Below are 16,203 nucleotides of genomic sequence, written 5' to 3'. Positions count from 1 at the left end.
TCCCCTGGTCGCCCGACCGCGTCCACGCCGGGTGTCCGGCATACGGCGTACGGGACTACGTCAGGCGGCCACCTCCGCCACCAGCGTGCTGCGGAGCCGACGGGCCTGGGCCACCAGTCGCGAGGAGCCGCCCCGGTCCGCCGTCTGCGCCAGGTGTGGCACTTCGCCCCGTGCCCCGGACCGCTCGGCGCAGTCGGCGGCCACGGCCAGCAGGTCCGTGAGCCCGCGAGGTGGTGCGGGCGGACGCTCCCCGGTCAGGCCCGTGAGCAGGGCGGGCAGGGTGTGCCGGAGTATCTCCCAGACCGTGGCGTTCGCCCCGGTGGCCGCCGCCGTCCGCACCGACTCCACCAGCCGCGACGGCTTCACGGCCCCGCTGCCCGTCAGCTCCCCGAGGTCCGTGCCCAGCCGCTCCGCGTCCAGTTGTCCCCGTGCCGCCAGCATCAGCACGGCGTCCACGGCGGCGAGCCGGTCCTGTTCGTGCCGCGCGCCGAGCCCGTACGCCACGCACAGATGGGTCGCCGGGCCCGCGGCACCGCCGGACTCGGCGAGCCGGGGGAGTATCTCGGCGGCTCCCCGGGTGTCGTCCACGGCGGTCGAGGAGAGGTCCCGCAGCACCCGGACCGCCACCAGCTCACGGTGCTCGGGCAGCAGGGCCGACCAGTGCGGGCGCATGTCCGCGTCCCAGTGGTAGCAGCGCCAGCGGTCGCTGTAGACGGTCACCGGTCGGCCCAGCGGGTGGAAGTCCGGGGGGAAGTCCCGCTGGAGTTCGTCGAGTTCGGCGAACTCCAGCAGGACTCGTGGGCCCGCGGTGCGCCGGCGCGCGGGTGGCAGGACCGGGCCCGCGCCGGTGAGCCACTGGGCGAGCCGGATGCCCTCGGGCGTGCCCAGGGCCGTCGCCCGCTCGGCCGCCGCCTCGGCCGCCGTACGGTCTGAGCGCCGGACCCGCAGCAGTGCCTGGGCGAAGTCGGCGGGGGCCGAACTGACGCCCTGCTTCCGGTAGTCGTCCAGGCGGGTCACGAGCTCGTCCGCCTCGATCAGACCGGTGCTCCAGGTGGGCGTGGAGAGCAGGAAGGGCGGCGGATCGGCGTGGATGCGGTGGGCCAGCTCCCAGATCCGGGCGTTGAAGGCCCGGCTGAGGGGGCTGTGGACGCACCCCGCGTCCGCGACGGGGTCCTGGACGGCCGTGCGCATGCCCTCGGGCGGTGTCCTTCTCAACAGGGCGGCGAGGACGAGTTCGAGATGGCGCTGGCCGAAGAAGTCGCTGGGGTAGACGGTGTCCGCGGCGAACCACCACAAGCGGCTCGCCACCGGTTCGAGGGCTTCGCGCAGCGCGTCCGGGTCCCGGTGCGCGTGGTGCACCAGGCCGTCCAGGGTGCGCTCGAAGGCCACCACGTCATCGCCGGCGGCCAGCAAGGCGCCCACCTCTTCGGCGAGTTCGGCCGCCGACTCCGGCGCGGGCGCCAGCCGCTCGGGCGCCGGGGCCGGGGGCAGGGTCTCCTCGTACGCCTCCGTCGTCAGCTGCGCCACGCCCAGAGCCTCGGCGACCCGGGCGCGGAGCACGGGGCTCAGCCGGTCCGCGGAGGCCGCCAGTTCGTCCTTGACACCCGGCTCGCTGATCTTGGCCGCGTGCCGCTCCACCAGCTTGACGGCGCGCTCCTGCATCCCGGTGTCCGCGTGCCCGAAGGCGTGGGCCAGGGCGGGCAGCAGCTCGTCGGCGCCGGACGCGTCCTGGGTAAGGACCTTGCCCAGCAGCACGAGTTGGGCTCGGACCAGTGTCTTCTCGGTGCGGAACAGCACCGCCTCCGACATCTCGGCCAGCCGTGGGGGCGGGAGTTCGCCGCTGAGGGCCATCCCGGCGAGGATCGACTGGGCGTGCGCGGCGACCGTGGAGACGGCGTTTGCGGCGAGCGCCGTCCAGTCGGCCACCCGCTCCCGCTGCTCCTCGGGGGTCGGGGCCAGCGTCTGCAACAGACGCAGGAACACCCGGACATCGCCCGGCCGGCCGCCGCGCAGGAGACGGGCCAGGCACCCGTCCAGCAGCGTCTTCCGGTCCAGGACGCCGTCCTCGGCCAGCTTCGCGAGGGAGGCGGGCCAGCTGTTGCGCCCCTCACCGGCGACCCACCCGAACACCGAGCCGATGTCGTCGATCTCGAACAGCGCGGCGACCAGCTCCGTCAACTGCGGTTCCTGGCGCAGCCGGGCCACGACAGAGCCCGCGCGCGCCCAGGACCCGCTGATGTGCATCAGCCAGCCCCGCACATACGCGTCGGTGACGGGCACCGGACAGGCGGAGAGCTGGACCAGGCCGGACATCAGCTCGAAGGGCACGCGGGCGCTCTCCGGGCGCCGGGCGAGCCGGTGCGTCACATCGGCGATCCAGTCGAGGTCACGGTCGGCGAGGATGTCGATCAGCCGTGCCGGTGCCGCGGGCGCCCACATGAAGTCGGTGGCGGCCAGCCAGTTCGCCACGGCCGCTGCGCCGGTCTGACAGGCCGCTCCCGCCAGATGCAGCGAGGGCAGCATCCGATGCCCGTTCTCGGTCCACCGGTCCGGGCGATGCGCCTTGCGCAGCTCCTTCAACTCGGGGACGAACGCTCGCCGTTCGGTGTCCGTCATCCCGTCGAGCAGGCCCACGACCTCGTCGATCCGCCCCGCCCGCACCGCGTTCATCAGCGCACTCATCGCACACCCCCGTCGATCCCGGCCGTGGTCATGGCCGTGTCCGCCCCTTGCTCAGTCACTGTCTGCGTGCCCCGACGCACCATCCGTACCGCCAGCGCGTGCTTGCAGGGCCCCCGTCCGCCCCGGTACTTCGCCCACCACAGGCATGTGCAGCTGAGCACGCCTGCCTCGTCCCGGACCCGGTGCGCATGGCCGTCCTCCGCGGTCACCGTGGCGAGGGTGCCGTCCAGGGCGACCGCGCCCGCCGCCACCAGCGCCCGCGCGGAGCGGAGTCTTGGATTGTGCCGCTCCACGCGCGCGGAGTCGTAGGGCAGCTCCCGGTGGAAGTAGGCCGCCTCCGCCGTGTCGTACCCGACCCGGCCGGAGGTGCCCAGGCGCACCAGGGCCGCCCGGACGCGCTCGGCGGTCAGGCCTGATGCGGCGGCGAGGTCGGTGATGTCGATCCGCGGCTCCCAGGACAGGAGGACCGAGATCAGCTCCGCGTCCTCGGCGGCCTCGTCTCCGGCGAGCGCGTCCAGGACGCCGCCCTCGCCGGAGAAGCCGCGTGAGGCGTCGGGGGACAGGGTGAGGGTGAGCCGCATGCCGGGCAGCACCATCTCCCAGGCACTTGCCGTCGCCGCCGAGCCGGTGCCGACCGCGGGCCCGTACACGCGCAGGGTCGTGGCGTGCCGCAGGGCCCGCTGGAGGGCGATGAGCCGCTCGGGGCCGGGCAGGCAGACCGCTCCGGGCACCGCCCGGGTGGTCGGGCGCAGTCCGCGTCCGGCCGGGACCAGCCACCGCGGACCTCCCACGGCGCCTCGCGCTCCCGCCTTCGGCAGGGCCCGCAGGAAGCGCACCGCCTCGGCCGCCGGCAGTTCGGCGCGCAGGTCGAAACCCGCCGCGATCACCTGGGACTCCGCGAAACCACGCAGCCAGCGGTCCGGGAGCGGCACCTTCTTCTCCACGACCGGGCCGTCCAGCGTGGTCACCGCCAGCTCGTCGGGACCCACCCGCAGGTGCAGCGGATCGTCCGTGCCGATCCTCGACAGAGCCTCGCGCAGCGGGTTGTTGACGTCCACGTTCGTCGTGCCGTGGCCCACCTCGGCGCCGTCGAGGCCCGCCGTCAGGACGTCCAGGCGGGCGTAGACCCCGCCGCAGCCGGAGAACGACTCGAAGCGCAGCCGGTCGCCGTTGCCCGTCACCACCGGGTCCAGTGAGGCGCGCAGCTGCCGCTGGAAGTAGCGCGCGGCCGCCACGTCGGCCACCGCCAGCAGCCCGGTGGACGCCGCCTGAGGGCTCGTCAGGAACCCGGCGAAGAAACGGGGATGGTCGGCGGTGCCCGTGGGCGTCGCACCCCGTGAGGTCTCCAGCCCCAGCCGCCGGCCGTCCGCACCGGATTCCAGCACGGAGGGTCGCCGATAGGCCACTGCCTGCAGTGATCGCGTCATGGAAAAACCGTAGAGGCGACCACTGACAATCGGTCCTGACCTGCGAAAACGCCCTCGATCGGGCTGAGTTGAGGGTGCCGCGCGCCGGGGGATGACGCCGGTGCGCGGCACTGGTGAAGGTTACGGCACGTATCGGCCGATGAAGGCTACGGCGCCTATCGGCGGATGAAGGCTACGGCGCCTATCGGCCGATGAAGGCTACGCCACCTACTGGCCGACCCGCCCCGGCTGGAGGACCTGCGTGAACAGCACGGTGCCGTCCTGCTCGCGCAGCCGTACCGTCAGCTCCCCGCTGTCCCCGTCGATGTCGACCTCGCCGAAGAACTGGTAGCCTTCGGCGGGCGAGACGTTGGCGACGGTCGGGGCCTTGAGGAACACCCGCTCCGGGCCGAAGGTGTTGTCGAGCGCGTTGGCCGGGAAGCCGCCCGCGTTGAGCGGGCCCGAGACGAACTCCCAGAACGGCTCGAAGTCGGTGAACGCGGCCCGTGAGGGCTGGTAGTGCTGTGCCGAGGTGTAGTGCACATCGGCGGTCAGCCACACCGTGCCGGTGATCCGCCGGTGCTTGACGAACCGCAGCAGCTCGGCGATCTGGAGCTCACGGCCGAGCGGGGCGCCCGGGTCGCCCTGCGCGACGGCCTCGATGTTCGGCCTGCCGTCGCCGGTGTCCGGGACGACCAGGCCGATCGGCATGTCGGAGGCGATCACCTTCCACACCGCCCGGGAGCGGGACAGCTCGCGCTTGAGCCACTCCAGCTGCTCGCGGCCGAGGATGCCCACCGGGTCCGTGGACTGGTTGTCGGGCGAGTTGGCGTTGCGGTAGGTGCGCATGTCGAGCACGAACACGTCCAGCAGCGGGCCGTGGCGCTGGACCCGGTACACCCGGCCGTCTGGGCGGCGCAGGGTGGAGATCGGGTAGTACTCCGAGAACGCCTGCCGGGCACGGGCGGCGAGCACGTCCACGCTCTTCTCGGTGTAGCGGGCATCGCCGAGGATCTCGCCCGGGTACCAGTTGTTGGTGACCTCGTGGTCGTCCCACTGGATGATGGAGGGCACCTGGGCGTTGAAGGCACGCAGGTTCTCGTCGAGCAGGTTGTAGCGGAAGTTGCCGCGGAACTCCGCGAGCGTCTCGGCGACCTTCGACTTCTCCTCGGTGGTGACGTTGCGCCAGGTCCGCCCGTCGGGCAGGGTCACCGTCCCGGCGATCGGGCCGTCGGCGTAGATGTTGTCACCGCTGCAGATGAAGAAGTCCGGGTCGAGGCCGGCCATCGTGTCGTAGATGCGATAGCCGCCGAGGTCGGGGTTGATGCCCCAGCCCTGCCCGGCGAGGTCGCCGGACCAGAGGAAGCGGACGCCACGCCGCCGCTTGGCCGACGCGGTGCGGAAGGTGCCGGTCACCGGCTCGCCGGTGCGGCGCGGGTCGTCGGGGTCGGCGAGCAGCACGCGGTAGTGGATCTGCTCGCCCGACGGCAGGCCGCGCAGTCGGGTGGTACCGGTGAAGTCGCTGTCCGCGCCGAGCAGCGGGCCGTGCCATCTGCGCGGGTTGCGGAACGACTCGGTGGCGGACGTCTCGACGATCATCCGCGCGGGCCGGTCGGAGCGGACCCACACCAGGCCCGAGTCGGTCGTCACGTCTCCGGTCTGCACGCCCCAGCCCGCCTTGGGCCGCCCGGACAGGGCGAACGCGGGCGCCGCGCCGAGCGCGGTGGGCAGGGTCAGGGCCGCGGAGGCGGCGAGGGAGCCGCGCAGCACGCTGCGGCGGCCGGGGAACGGACGGTGTGACATGGGTGGGCCTCCAGGACGGGATCCGGCCAGTGTGCAGTGCCACAACTACTGGGGCGCCGCAGCGCACACGGAAACCACAAGTGAACAACCGGCCGGGGCAAGGGAATCCGGGCGTCGCTCACGCCTCCATGGATTCCGCCATGATCCGCACGCCGTCCCGGATCCGCGCCGGTGACAGATGCGCGTACCCCAGCACCAGCCGTACGTCCTCGTCATCGCCACGCGCGTGCGCGCAGTCCGTCAGCGGGCGCACCGCCACCTCTGCCGCCGCCACGCGCGCGAGGAAGTCCTCCTCGGGCCCGAACCGTTTCGGCAGTACGGCGATGACGTGCAGCCCGGCGGCGATGCCCGACACCCGGGAGCCGGGGAAGTACTCCTCCAGCGCGGCGACGAGCGCGTCCCGCCGCTCCCGGTAGGCGCGCTGGCAGCGGCGCAGCTGCCGGTCGTAGTCGCCGCGCTCGACGAACCGGGCGAACAGCGCCTGGTCGAGGGTGGGATGGCCGAGATCCATCGTCCGCTTGCGCTCGACGACCTCGTCGGCCAGGGACTCCGGGACGAGCAGCCAGCCGAGCCGCAGCCCCGGCGCGAGCGACTTGCTGACCGAGCCCGCGTAGGCGACGCGCTCCGGGTCGAGGCCCTGGAGCGCGCCCACGGGAGCGCGGTCGTAGCGGAAGTCGCCGTCGTAGTCGTCCTCCAACACGTAGCCGTCCACGGTCCGTGTCCAGTCCAGGAGTTCGGCGCGGCGCCGCGCCGAGTAGGCGATGCCGGTGGGGTACTGGTGGGCGGGGGTCGCCACCACGGCCCGTACGCCCGAGGCCCGCAGGGGGCCGAGGGCGAGCCCCTCGTCGTCCAGCGGCAGTGGCACGGTGGTGACGCCCGCGGCGGCGTAGAGCGCGTTGTGCTGCGGGCTGCCGGGGTCCTCGACGCCGACGGTGCGCATCCCGCGCGCGTGGAGCGCGAAACCGAGCAGTGTGGTCGCCTGCGCCACTCCGGAGACGACCACGAGCCGCTCGGGGTCCGCGACCACACCGCGGCGGCGGGCCAGCAGGGCGGCCAGTGCCGTACGCAGCCGGGGCAGCCCGCGCGGATCGGGATACCCCAGCTCCTGGTGCGGCAGCTCGGCCAGCACTCCGCGCTGCGCCGCGGCCCAGGCCGCACGCGGGAACAGCGACAGGTCCGGGGTGCCGGGCACGAAGTCGGCCCGGGCGCCCGGGGAGCGCGGCGCCAGATCACGCGCGCGGGGACTGGCGGACCGTACGGCTCCGCCCACCCAGGTCCCGGCGCCCCGGCCGCTGCGCAGGTAGCCCTCCGCGGTGAGCTGCTCGTACGCCTCGGTGATCAGTCCGCGCGACACGCCGAGGTCGGCGGCGAGGTCCCGGCTCGACGGCAGCCGCGTCCCCGGAGCGAGCCGCCCGGAGCGCACCGCCTCCCGCAGGGCCGCCTGCAAGGCCCGCCCACGCGCGCGTGCCGGCGCGGAGGCGGCGGGCAGCAACACCTCCCAGGCGGCTGATCCGCCCTGCGAGCCCGGTGGATTGGTCCGTGACGCCGTCATGAAAGTGGACCTTAATGCGGACCGCTCGGCTTCATAGCGTCGTTTTCCATGAACGCCAACACCACGCGCGGAGCCTTGCTCGCCGCGCTCGCCTGTGTCCTCGTCGGAGGGTCCTTCACCGCCAACAGCGTGCTCGGCGACTATCCGTACGCGGGCGGCCAGTTCCTCCGCTACGGCCTGGCCTGCCTGCTGCTCGTCCCCCTCGCGGGCCGCGGCGCCACGGCCCGGCTCCGGGCGCTCACCGCACCCCAGTGGGTACGCCTGGCCCTGCTCGCGGCCGTCGGGATGGTCGGCTTCAACCTGGCCGTCATCGCCGCGGAACGCAGCGCGGAACCGGCCGTGCCGGGCGTTCTCGTGGGCTGCGCGCCCGTGGTCGTGGCCGTCGTCGTCCCGCTGCTCGAGGGCCGCCGCCCGCAACGGGTGGTGCTCCACGGGGCCTCGCTCGTCGCCCTCGGTGCCCTCACCGTCCAGGGGTGGGGCCGTACGGACGGCGCGGGAATCGCGTTCTCGGTGTGCGCCCTCGTGGGCGAGGTCGGGTTCGCCGTCCTCGCCGTGCCCGTGCTGCGCCCCTTGGGCCCGACGCTGCTGTCCGCCACGGTGTGCGGCGTGGCCGCCGTCGAGTCGGCGCTCGTGGCACTGCTCGCCGACGGTGCCGGGTGGCTGCGCACTCCGGACACGACCGAGACCCTCGCACTGCTGTGGCAGGCGGTGATCGTCACCGTGATCGGCTTCGTGTGCTGGTACCTGGGCATGCAGCGGATCGGCGCCGAGCGCGCCACGCTGTTCTCCGGTCTCATCCCGGTCGCTGCGGCCTGCACCGCGCCGCTGGTCGGCACCGGCTCCTACGGCCCGGCACAGGCCGTGGGCAGCGCCCTGGTCGGCGCCGGAGTCGCCCTGGGCTCCGGCGCGTTGGCCCGGCGTCGGTCAGCGGCTGCCGTCGAGGACGACGCGCGCGACGAGCGCCGGGTCGTCGTTCATCGGGACGTGACCGCAGCCGGGCAGCCGGATCAGCCGGGCCTTGGGGATGATCCGCTTGGCGCGCACCCCCTGGCGGCGGATCAGGACGCGGTCCTTGGTGCCCCAGGCCACGGTGACCGGGACACCGGGGATGTCGTCGGTGAACTGGACCGTGTCCCCCGCGCGGAGGGTCTCGGCGAACGCGGTCGCGTTGGCGAGGGCCAGCGTCTCGGCGACCACGGCCTCGGGTGAACGACGGCCGGGGCGGGCGTAGATGGTGCTGGTCAGGGCGGTGCGGCCGGCCGCCGAGCGGGACAGCTTCTGGACCAGCGGCAGGGGCATGCCGCGGGCGATCCGCCGCATCGAGAGCAGCAGGGTGAAGGCGTAGCGGCGCTCGGCCTGCGACCAGAATCCGGCGGGGGACAGGGCGGTGACGGACCGTACGAGCTTGTCGCGGCCCAGTTCCAGGGCGAGCAGCCCGCCCAGCGAGTTGCCGGCGACATGCGGCCGGTCGAGCTCCAGCGCCTCGCACAAACCGCCGAGGACGGCCGTCATCGTGGGCAGGTCGTGCGGGAGTCCGTCGGGCAGCGCCGGGGACGCGCCGAAGCCGGGCAGGTCGACGGCGATGACGTCACGCTCCGTCGCGAGGATGTCCAGCACCGGGTCCCAGGCCTGCCGGTGGTGACCTATGCCGTGCAGCAGGAGCAGCGGTTCACCGCGGCCCACGCGCGCGTAGGACAGGGTCACGGACCGCGGGCCCCCTGGGGAGGGGACCTCGAAGGAGACGGTGGCCGGCATGGGTGCTCCTCGTGTGGGACTGGACGGACGTCGTAGACAGCTTGTCAGCAATTGCTACCGGCGGGTAGACCCGGGTGTCCACACGAACGGCGGCCGCAACTCGGCGCGATTCGAGCGCTGTTCTTTGCGTCTGCGACGTCTCGCCTGGACAGCGCCGGACCGGTCGGCTGGGATGGATGCCGTGAGCACCGACATCGTGACCGACGTCTTCGAAGAGCACCGCCCCGTCCTCCTGGACGTCGCCTACCGCATGCTCGGCCGCGTGGCCGACGCGGAGGACGTCGTTCAGGAGGCCTGGTTGCGCTGGACGAGCGCGGACCGCGCCGGCGTACGCGACCCGCGCGGCTTCCTGGTGCGCGTCACGACCCGCCTGGCCGTCGACCGGTTGCGCCAGGTCAAGGCGCGCAACGAGGCGTACGTCGGACCCTGGCTGCCCGAGCCGTACGTCACCGATTTCGGGGACACCGTTCCGGACACCGCCGAACGCGCGGTGCTCGCCGACACGGTCTCCTTCGCCGTCCTCGTCGTCCTGGAGTCACTGTCGCCGCTGGAGCGGGCCGTGTTCGTACTGAGGGAGGCCTTCGGCTACCCGTACGGCGACATCGCCGCGATGCTCGACCGGGGCGAACCGGCCGTCCGCCAGCTGGCCGGACGGGCCCGCAGGCACGTCGACGAGCGGCGCCCCCGCTACGACGTCGACCCCGTCGAGCGCCGTGACCTCACCGAACGTTTCCTCGCCGCCGCGTCCGAGGGCGATCTGGAGGGGCTGATGTCGCTGCTCGCCCCGGACGCCCGCCTGGTCGGCGACAGCGGCGGCAAGTCCAGGGCGCCGCTGCGGGTCGTGGAGAGCGCCGAGAAGGTGGGCCGCTTCCTGGTCGGCGCCGCCGACAAGGGGGTACCGCGAGTCTCCTTCCGCTTCCTGGAGCTCAACGGCGGCCCCGCCCTGCTCGCCCTGAATGACGGCACACCCGACAGCGTCTTCCAGTTGGAGATCCTCGACGGCCGGATCCAGTCGATCTACGTCGTCCGCAACCCCGACAAGCTGCGGTCGCTGGACCTCGACTAGACGCCCCGCGAGCCCCCGTTCCGCGACGGGGGCTTTGCCGTCGCGTCACGAAAACGGCCCTGTGCGAACGCCCCATGAACGCTCTACGGCGGCCCCCACATGGGGCGCACAAGGGATCGAGGATTGGTCTTGACCAAGGGTGGGGGCCGCCCTATGGTCGCAGAGAAGTGCAACAACCTTTAATAAACAAGGGCGCTAAAACGCCGCCGGACCACGGCGATTGCGGAGGACAGGGTGGGGACCACGCAACTGGAATCGGTGCCGGAACCGAAGTACTGGCATCTCAAGACCGTGCTCAGCGAGGCGCTCGACTCGGAGTTCTCCGTGGGGGAGATCCTGCCCAACGAGCGTGATCTGGCCGCCCGCTTCGGCGTGGCCCGCGCGACGCTCCGCCAGGCTCTGGAGCAGCTCGAACTGGAGGGCAGGCTCCAGCGCCGCAGGGGCGTCGGTACGACGGTGGCGCCGCCGCGCGTGGGGGTCGCGGTCGGCACCGAACAGCACCTGTGGCCGGGGGCGGCCGGCGACGACTGGCAGCCCGCCGACAGCACCCTCGAGGTCCCGCCGGCGAGCGTCGCCGCGGCCCTGGAGACCGCCCCGGACGAGCCCGTGCACCTGGTACGCCGCTCTCGCGTGTCGCACGGCCAGCCCGTCGCCGCGGAGCTGCTCTACGTCCCCGCGTCCTCGGTGCCCGACCTCACGGCCATCGACGCGCCCGCGGGAGCGGCACGCGCGCGTGCGGTGCTGCGCGAGCTGCAGCGGCTGGAGCTGGACGGCCAGGACAGCGCCGTCGAGCTCGGCTCGGCCCGCGCGGACGACGCGAAGCAGCTCGACCGGCTCCCCGGCGCGCCCGTCCTCGTCGTCACGACCCGCTACGTCGCCGGGGGCCGCACCGCTGCCCTCTCGGTCGCCACCTACCGGGCGGACACCTGCCGCCTGACCTTCGGCGACTCCGGTGGCGTGGAGATCCACGAGGGCCCGGAGCGCCAGGCGTCCTGAGCCGCCGCAGCCGGTACGCCGCGCCCCGGAACTTCCTCCGGGGCGCGAGGCGTTGGGCAGGTGAGGGCGGGCCTCAGCGGCGCGCCGTCACCGTCCCCTCCACCGCGAACAGCTGCTCCTCCACATGGTCCAGGGCCAGCCGCAGCGCCCCTGTCGCCACGGCCGCCTCGCCGAGGAGGGACAGGGTGACCTTCGGCGGGCGCAGACAGTAGCGCGCCAACTCGCGGCGCAGCGGCTCCAGTACACCGTCCAGACCGGCGGCCCAGCCGCCCACCACGACGAGTTCGGGGTCGAGGGCCAGGACCAGGGCGGCCACGTCGTGCACGAGCCGCTGGATGAAGCGCTCCACGGCCGCGCGGGCCCGCTGGTCGCCCTCGCGCGCTTTGGCGAACACCTCGGCGACCGCCTGCTCGTCGAGCGGGTGCAGCGGCTCGTCCGTGGTCGACAGCAGGGTCTCCGGCGTCGCCTCGCGCCCGAGCAGATGCAGCGCCCCGATCTCGCCGGCCGCCCCGCCGTACCCCCGGTGCAGCCGTCCGCCGATCAGCGAACCGGCGCCCGGGCTCAGCCCCGCCAGCACGAACACGATGTCGTCGGACTCGGTGGCGGCGCCCTTCCAGTGCTCGGCGACCGCCGCCGCGTTGGCGTCGTTCTCGACCAGCACCGGGCACTTGAAGGACCGGCTCAGCCGCTCGCCCAGCGGCAGTCCCGACCACTCCGGCAGTGCCGTGCTCAGCCGTACCGTGCCGTCCGCCTCGACGATCCCGGGCGTCGCCGCGCCCACGGCCCGCAGCGAGCCCCGCGCCACACCCGCCCGGCGCAGCAGGTCCGCGACCGCCGTGCGCAGCCGCTCGAGCCGCTCGTCCGCGGTGGCCGTCTCCTCGACGTCCTTGGCGATGGAGCCCAGCATCCGGCCGTCGAGGTCGGACAGCACCGCGGCGACCCGGTGCGGTCCGATGTCCAGACCCAGCAGATGACCGGCCTCGGCCCGGAACCGGTAACGCCGGGCCGGGCGTCCCTGGCGTCGCGCGACACTCTCGTCGGCGGCCTGCTCGACGACGTAGCCCGCCCCGATGAGATCCTCGACGACCCCCTCGACGGTCGGCCGGGACAGTCCGGTCACCCGGGTGATCTCGGTCAGCGTCGCGCAGTCCGTGGCACGCAGCGCGTGCAGCACCACCGCGGAGTTGATCCTTCGCAGCAGCGAGGGATCCCCGCCGGTCAGCCGCCCCACCGTCCGTCCTCCCAGCTCGTGCGCGTGTTGGCCGGATGTTACTCGGCCGGAGGGACCCCGGCGAGTGCCAGGTGACGTCACCCCGGAGCCACGAACCCCGACTCGTACGCCGTGATCACCGCCTGCGTGCGGTCCCGGGCCCCGAGCTTGGCCAGTACGGCGCTCACATGCGACTTCACCGTCTCCGTGCCCACCACCATCCGCGCCGCGATCTCGGCGTTGGACAGGCCGCGTGTCATCAGCCGCAGCACCTCCGCCTCCCGCTCGGTCAGCCGGGCCGCCTCCAGCACGGCCCGCGCCGCCGGATTCCCGCCGCCTTCGCCGTGTTCGGCGGCGAGCTGCCGCACCGACGCCGGGAACAGCAGCGACTCGCCTTCCGCGACGAGCCGCACCGCGTGCGCGATCTCCGCGGGCCGGGCCCGCTTCAGCAGGAACCCGTCGGCTCCGGCGCGCAGCGCCTCGTAGACGTACTCGTCGTTCTCGAACGTCGTCACCACCAGGATCTTCGGCGGATCGTCGACCGAACGCAGCACCGCGCGCGTGGCCTCGATCCCGTCCAGCAGCGGCATCCGTACGTCCATGGCGACGACGTCCGGACGCAGGGAGCGGACCAGCGGGATCACCGCCGCCCCGTCCGCGGCCTCCCCGACGACCTCGATGTCCGGCTGCGCGTCCAGAACGGCCCGCAGACCCGCGCGTACGAGGGGTTCGTCGTCGACGAGGAGAACGGTGACCGGCATCCGGCCAGCGTAGATCAGCGCAGCGGCAGCTCGACGTGCACCTGCCAGTCGCCGTCGGCCGGACCGGTGTGCGCGCGCCCGCCGAGCAGGGCCGCGCGCTCGCGTATGCCGCGCAGTCCGCCGCCGCGCCCGGGGCCGGGGGCCGCGGCCGTCAGCGGATTGCGCACCTCCAGCACGAGGGCCCGCTCGGTGACGTCGACGCGTACGCCGGCGGGGGCGCCGTCCGCGTGCCGCAGCACGTTGGTCAGCGACTCCTGGAGGATGCGGTACCCCTCGCGCGAGACCGGCCCCGGCACGGTGTCCAGCGCTCCGCTGACCTCGGCGTCGACCTTCGCACCGGCGGCGCGTGCCGACTCCAGCAGCCGGTCGGCGTCCACCAGCGTGGGCCGGCCGCTCGCGGGCCGCTCCGTCTCCCGCAGGATGCCCAGCACGCGCTCCAGATCCTCCAGCGCGGCCCGCCCGGTCTCCTCGATCGCCTCCAGGGCCCGGTCCGTGAACGCCGGATCGCCCGCCGCGCGCGCGGCACCCGCCTGGACGACGGCGACCGTGAGGGCGTGGCCGATCGAGTCGTGCAGTTCGCGGGCGATGCGGTTGCGCTCCAGCAGCTGTTCCGTGCGCTCCTCCAGGGCGGCGAGCCGCTCGACGGCCGACGGCCCGAGCAACCCGCGGGCGACGGCGGTGACCAGCTCACCGAGCCCCACCACCACGCCGTACAGCAGCACGAGGGGGACCGGCGCGAGCAGGGCGTACGGCCAGTGCGCAGGCGCGTCCCGCAGTACGGGGACGCCGCCGGAGTCCCCGGCGGCCCCGAAGGCCACCAGCTGGAACGAGAGCAGGGGCAGCCAGACGGTGGCGAAGACGGCCGCCGCGCCCAGCGCCATGCGCGCCTGAAGCCACAGCACCGTGCGCAGCCGGTCCCGCCAACTCGCCGACGCCCGCACGGAGATGCCCGCGTCGTCCGCGCCGGACACCAGGAGCAGCCGGGCCTGCACCCCCTCGCCCGTGCGCACGGCCGGGATCAGCCCGAGCGGGACCAGCGCGAGCGCGGGCACCCAGGGAGTCGACATGTCGATGAAAAGCCACACGCTGACGATCAGCATCGGCACCCACAGGTGCAGCAGGCGTGTGTACGTCGTCCCCCGGAGCAGCGGGCGCAGAAAGCGGGCCATTGCGACATCGTGCCAGCCGCCACTGACAACGGACCTCCCCCGCTCGGGGGAGACGATCTCCACGCGCGGGGGAGGCACGGGCACCCGCCGACCGGCCAGGCTGCTGCCATGACCAGCATCGAAGTCCAAGCCCTCACCAAGGAGTACGGCACCCGCCGAGCCGTGGACCAGCTCGGTTTCCGTGTGCTCCCCGGCCGCGTCACCGGCTTCCTCGGACCGAACGGCGCCGGGAAGTCCACCACCATGCGGCTCGTGCTCGGCCTCGACCGGCCGACCTCCGGGACCGCCACGATCGGCGGCCGCGCCTACGCGACCCTGGACGAACCCCTGCGCCGCGTGGGCGCCTTGCTCGACGCGCAGGCCGCCCACGGCTCCCGCACCGGCCGCGACCATCTGCGGGTCCTCGCGGCGAGCAACCGCATCCCGGGTCGCCGGGTCGACGAGGTGCTGGCGGAGACGGGCCTCGCGTCCGTGGCCCGGCACCGCGTGCGGACGTACTCCCTGGGCATGCGCCAACGGCTCGGCATCGCGGCCGCGCTCCTCGGCGACCCCGAGGTGGTCATGCTCGACGAGCCGTCCAACGGCCTCGATCCTGAAGGCATCGTCTGGATCCGCGCCTTGCTGCGCAGGCTGGCCGACGAGGGGCGCACGGTCCTGGTCTCCAGCCATCTGATGAACGAGACCGCCTCCTTCGCCGACCACCTCGTGGTGCTGGGACGAGGACGTCTGCTCGCCGACACCCCGATGCGGGAGTTCATCCACGCACGCGTGCGGCCCCGGGTCCGCATCCGCACCACGGACGGCGCGGCGCTCGCCACCGCGCTCTCCCGGGCCGGCCATGACGCCGTGCGGCACGACGAGGGGCACTGGACGGTCGAGCACGCACGCGTGGACGACATCGGCCGCCTCGCCTCCGCCGCGGGCGTCCCCCTGCTCGAACTGGCCGCCGAGGAGGCCACCCTGGAGCAGGCCTACCTCGATCTGACGGCCACCGAGGCCGAGTTCAACGCATCGCTTCAGGAGGTCCGACGATGACGACCATCGCCCCCGTGCTCCACTCCGAGTGGCTGAAGATCCGCACCCTTCGCTCCTTGGGCGGGACGCTCCTGGCCCTGTTCGCCGTGACGACGGCCTTCTCCGCCGTGGCCGGCGCCGAGCCGGCGGACCCGGACTTCGACCCGCTGTTCACGGCGCTGTCCGGGGTCCTGCCCGGCCAGATCGCGGCGATCAGCTTCGGGGCGTTGGCTGTGTCGGCCGAGTATCACGGGGGAGCGCTGCGGCTGTCGCTGGCGGCGGTTCCCCAGCGAGGGCGGTGGTTCGCGGCCAAGGTGACCGCCATCGCCGTGCCGACCCTCGGCGTCGCACTGGCCACCTCGCTCGCCGCCCTCGCCGTGGGACGCGCCGGGCTCGGCGACGCGGCGAGCGGACTCGACGCGGGCGAGCAGGTGCGCGGGATCCTGGGTTCCTCCCTCTACCTCACGCTGATGGCCCTGCTGGCGGCCGGACTCACGGCCCTCCTGCGCAGCGGCGTGGCCACGCTCTCCCTGATGATCCCGTTCGTGCTCGTCGTCTCCTTCGTCATCGGCGACGCGGCGGGCGGCCTCACCGACTTCCTGCCCGACAAGGCGGGCCAGGTGGCCCTGCACGAGACGTACGACGGCACGCTCGGCCCGTGGACCGGGCTCGCGGTCACCGCGCTGTGGACGGCGGGCGCGCTGCTCGCGGGGGCGTGGAGCGTACGCCGCCGGGACGCCTGACCGGACGTCGACTGACGGCCCGCCAATTGTCAGTGGCGGCGGGTTT

The 16,203-nt window shown here is 73.6% G+C and carries 12 protein-coding genes and 1 pseudogene; 5 read left to right on the top strand and 8 right to left on the bottom strand.

The window, feature by feature from the left end; all coding sequences use genetic code 11:
- Positions 1–60: 60 nt before the first annotated feature.
- From AC068Z_RS36115 to pdxR, 4 genes are all read right to left on the bottom strand, one after another.
- Positions 61–2,682, bottom strand: a complete 2,622-nt coding sequence (locus AC068Z_RS36115) for a DUF7824 domain-containing protein (protein WP_478565732.1) — start codon at positions 2,680–2,682, stop codon at positions 61–63.
- The gene (locus AC068Z_RS36110; RefSeq protein WP_478565729.1) at positions 2,679–4,109 is read right to left on the bottom strand and encodes an SWIM zinc finger family protein; all 1,431 of its coding nucleotides are present in this window, start codon (positions 4,107–4,109) and stop codon (positions 2,679–2,681) included. The genes AC068Z_RS36115 and AC068Z_RS36110 overlap by 4 nt, the downstream gene beginning before the upstream one ends.
- A 207-nt stretch (positions 4,110–4,316) precedes the next feature.
- Positions 4,317–5,891, bottom strand: a complete 1,575-nt coding sequence (locus AC068Z_RS36105; protein ID WP_478565726.1) for an alkaline phosphatase D family protein — start codon at positions 5,889–5,891, stop codon at positions 4,317–4,319.
- A gap of 118 nt (positions 5,892–6,009) precedes the next feature.
- Positions 6,010–7,443, bottom strand: coding sequence for a MocR-like pyridoxine biosynthesis transcription factor PdxR (gene pdxR / locus AC068Z_RS36100; RefSeq protein ID WP_478565723.1), 1,434 nt, complete (start codon positions 7,441–7,443; stop codon positions 6,010–6,012).
- 48 nt (positions 7,444–7,491) lie between these two features.
- Between pdxR and AC068Z_RS36095 the strand changes: the two are divergent.
- A pseudogene (locus AC068Z_RS36095) lies at positions 7,492–8,280 on the top strand (DMT family transporter); the annotation flags it as partial.
- 87 nt (positions 8,281–8,367) lie between these two features.
- On the opposite strand, the gene AC068Z_RS36090 reads toward AC068Z_RS36095, so the two are convergent.
- Positions 8,368–9,198 carry an alpha/beta fold hydrolase gene (locus AC068Z_RS36090; RefSeq protein WP_478565720.1) on the bottom strand — a complete coding sequence of 277 codons (831 nt, stop codon included), beginning with the start codon at positions 9,196–9,198 and terminating at the stop codon, positions 8,368–8,370.
- 181 nt (positions 9,199–9,379) lie between these two features.
- Between AC068Z_RS36090 and AC068Z_RS36085 the strand changes: the two genes are divergently transcribed.
- Both AC068Z_RS36085 and AC068Z_RS36080 read left to right on the top strand, forming a co-directional pair.
- Entirely contained in the window at positions 9,380–10,264 is an 885-nt protein-coding gene (locus AC068Z_RS36085; RefSeq protein WP_478565717.1) for an RNA polymerase sigma-70 factor, read from the top strand.
- A gap of 234 nt (positions 10,265–10,498) precedes the next feature.
- On the top strand, positions 10,499–11,260 hold the full coding sequence (locus AC068Z_RS36080) for a GntR family transcriptional regulator (protein ID WP_478565714.1): 762 nt from the start codon (positions 10,499–10,501) through the stop codon (positions 11,258–11,260).
- A gap of 73 nt (positions 11,261–11,333) precedes the next feature.
- Here the strand turns inward: AC068Z_RS36080 and AC068Z_RS36075 are convergent, their stop codons facing one another.
- From AC068Z_RS36075 to AC068Z_RS36065, 3 genes are all read right to left on the bottom strand, one after another.
- A complete protein-coding gene (locus AC068Z_RS36075) occupies positions 11,334–12,491 on the bottom strand; it encodes an ROK family transcriptional regulator (protein WP_478565711.1) in 1,158 nt (385 codons plus the stop codon).
- Between the two features lie 77 nt (positions 12,492–12,568).
- Positions 12,569–13,231, bottom strand: a complete 663-nt coding sequence (locus AC068Z_RS36070) for a response regulator transcription factor (RefSeq protein WP_478565708.1) — start codon at positions 13,229–13,231, stop codon at positions 12,569–12,571.
- Positions 13,232–13,245: 14 nt separating this feature from the next.
- Complete coding sequence (locus AC068Z_RS36065) at positions 13,246–14,400, bottom strand: sensor histidine kinase (protein ID WP_478565705.1); 1,155 nt, start codon at positions 14,398–14,400, stop codon at positions 13,246–13,248.
- 108 nt (positions 14,401–14,508) lie between these two features.
- On the opposite strand from AC068Z_RS36065, the gene AC068Z_RS36060 reads away from it, so the two are divergent.
- Both AC068Z_RS36060 and AC068Z_RS36055 read left to right on the top strand, forming a co-directional pair.
- Positions 14,509–15,435 carry an ABC transporter ATP-binding protein gene (locus AC068Z_RS36060; RefSeq protein WP_478565702.1) on the top strand — a complete coding sequence of 309 codons (927 nt, stop codon included), beginning with the start codon at positions 14,509–14,511 and terminating at the stop codon, positions 15,433–15,435.
- Positions 15,432–16,157, top strand: coding sequence for an ABC transporter permease (locus AC068Z_RS36055; RefSeq protein ID WP_478565699.1), 726 nt, complete (start codon positions 15,432–15,434; stop codon positions 16,155–16,157). The genes AC068Z_RS36060 and AC068Z_RS36055 overlap by 4 nt, the downstream gene beginning before the upstream one ends.
- The last annotated feature ends 46 nt before the right edge of the window (positions 16,158–16,203 follow it).

It is taken from the genome of Streptomyces sp. NPDC043726, from assembly GCF_056436565.1.
The sequence above is the reverse complement of the archived record's forward strand: the minus strand, read 5'-3'. Positions and strand labels throughout refer to the sequence as shown.

What these genes read in the sequence shown, in the direction of transcription:
- AC068Z_RS36115 (WP_478565732.1), bottom strand. Translation starts at nt 2,682, where the DNA reads ATGAGTGCGCTGATGAACGCGGTGCGGGCGGGGCGGATCGACGAGGTC.
- pdxR (WP_478565723.1), bottom strand. Translation starts at nt 7,443, where the DNA reads ATGACGGCGTCACGGACCAATCCACCGGGCTCGCAGGGCGGATCAGCC.
- AC068Z_RS36105 (WP_478565726.1), bottom strand. Translation starts at nt 5,891, where the DNA reads ATGTCACACCGTCCGTTCCCCGGCCGCCGCAGCGTGCTGCGCGGCTCC.
- AC068Z_RS36065 (WP_478565705.1), bottom strand. Translation starts at nt 14,400, where the DNA reads ATGGCCCGCTTTCTGCGCCCGCTGCTCCGGGGGACGACGTACACACGC.
- AC068Z_RS36110 (WP_478565729.1), bottom strand. Translation starts at nt 4,109, where the DNA reads ATGACGCGATCACTGCAGGCAGTGGCCTATCGGCGACCCTCCGTGCTG.
- AC068Z_RS36070 (WP_478565708.1), bottom strand. Translation starts at nt 13,231, where the DNA reads ATGCCGGTCACCGTTCTCCTCGTCGACGACGAACCCCTCGTACGCGCG.
- AC068Z_RS36060 (WP_478565702.1), top strand. Translation starts at nt 14,509, where the DNA reads ATGACCAGCATCGAAGTCCAAGCCCTCACCAAGGAGTACGGCACCCGC.
- AC068Z_RS36090 (WP_478565720.1), bottom strand. Translation starts at nt 9,198, where the DNA reads ATGCCGGCCACCGTCTCCTTCGAGGTCCCCTCCCCAGGGGGCCCGCGG.
- AC068Z_RS36055 (WP_478565699.1), top strand. Translation starts at nt 15,432, where the DNA reads ATGACGACCATCGCCCCCGTGCTCCACTCCGAGTGGCTGAAGATCCGC.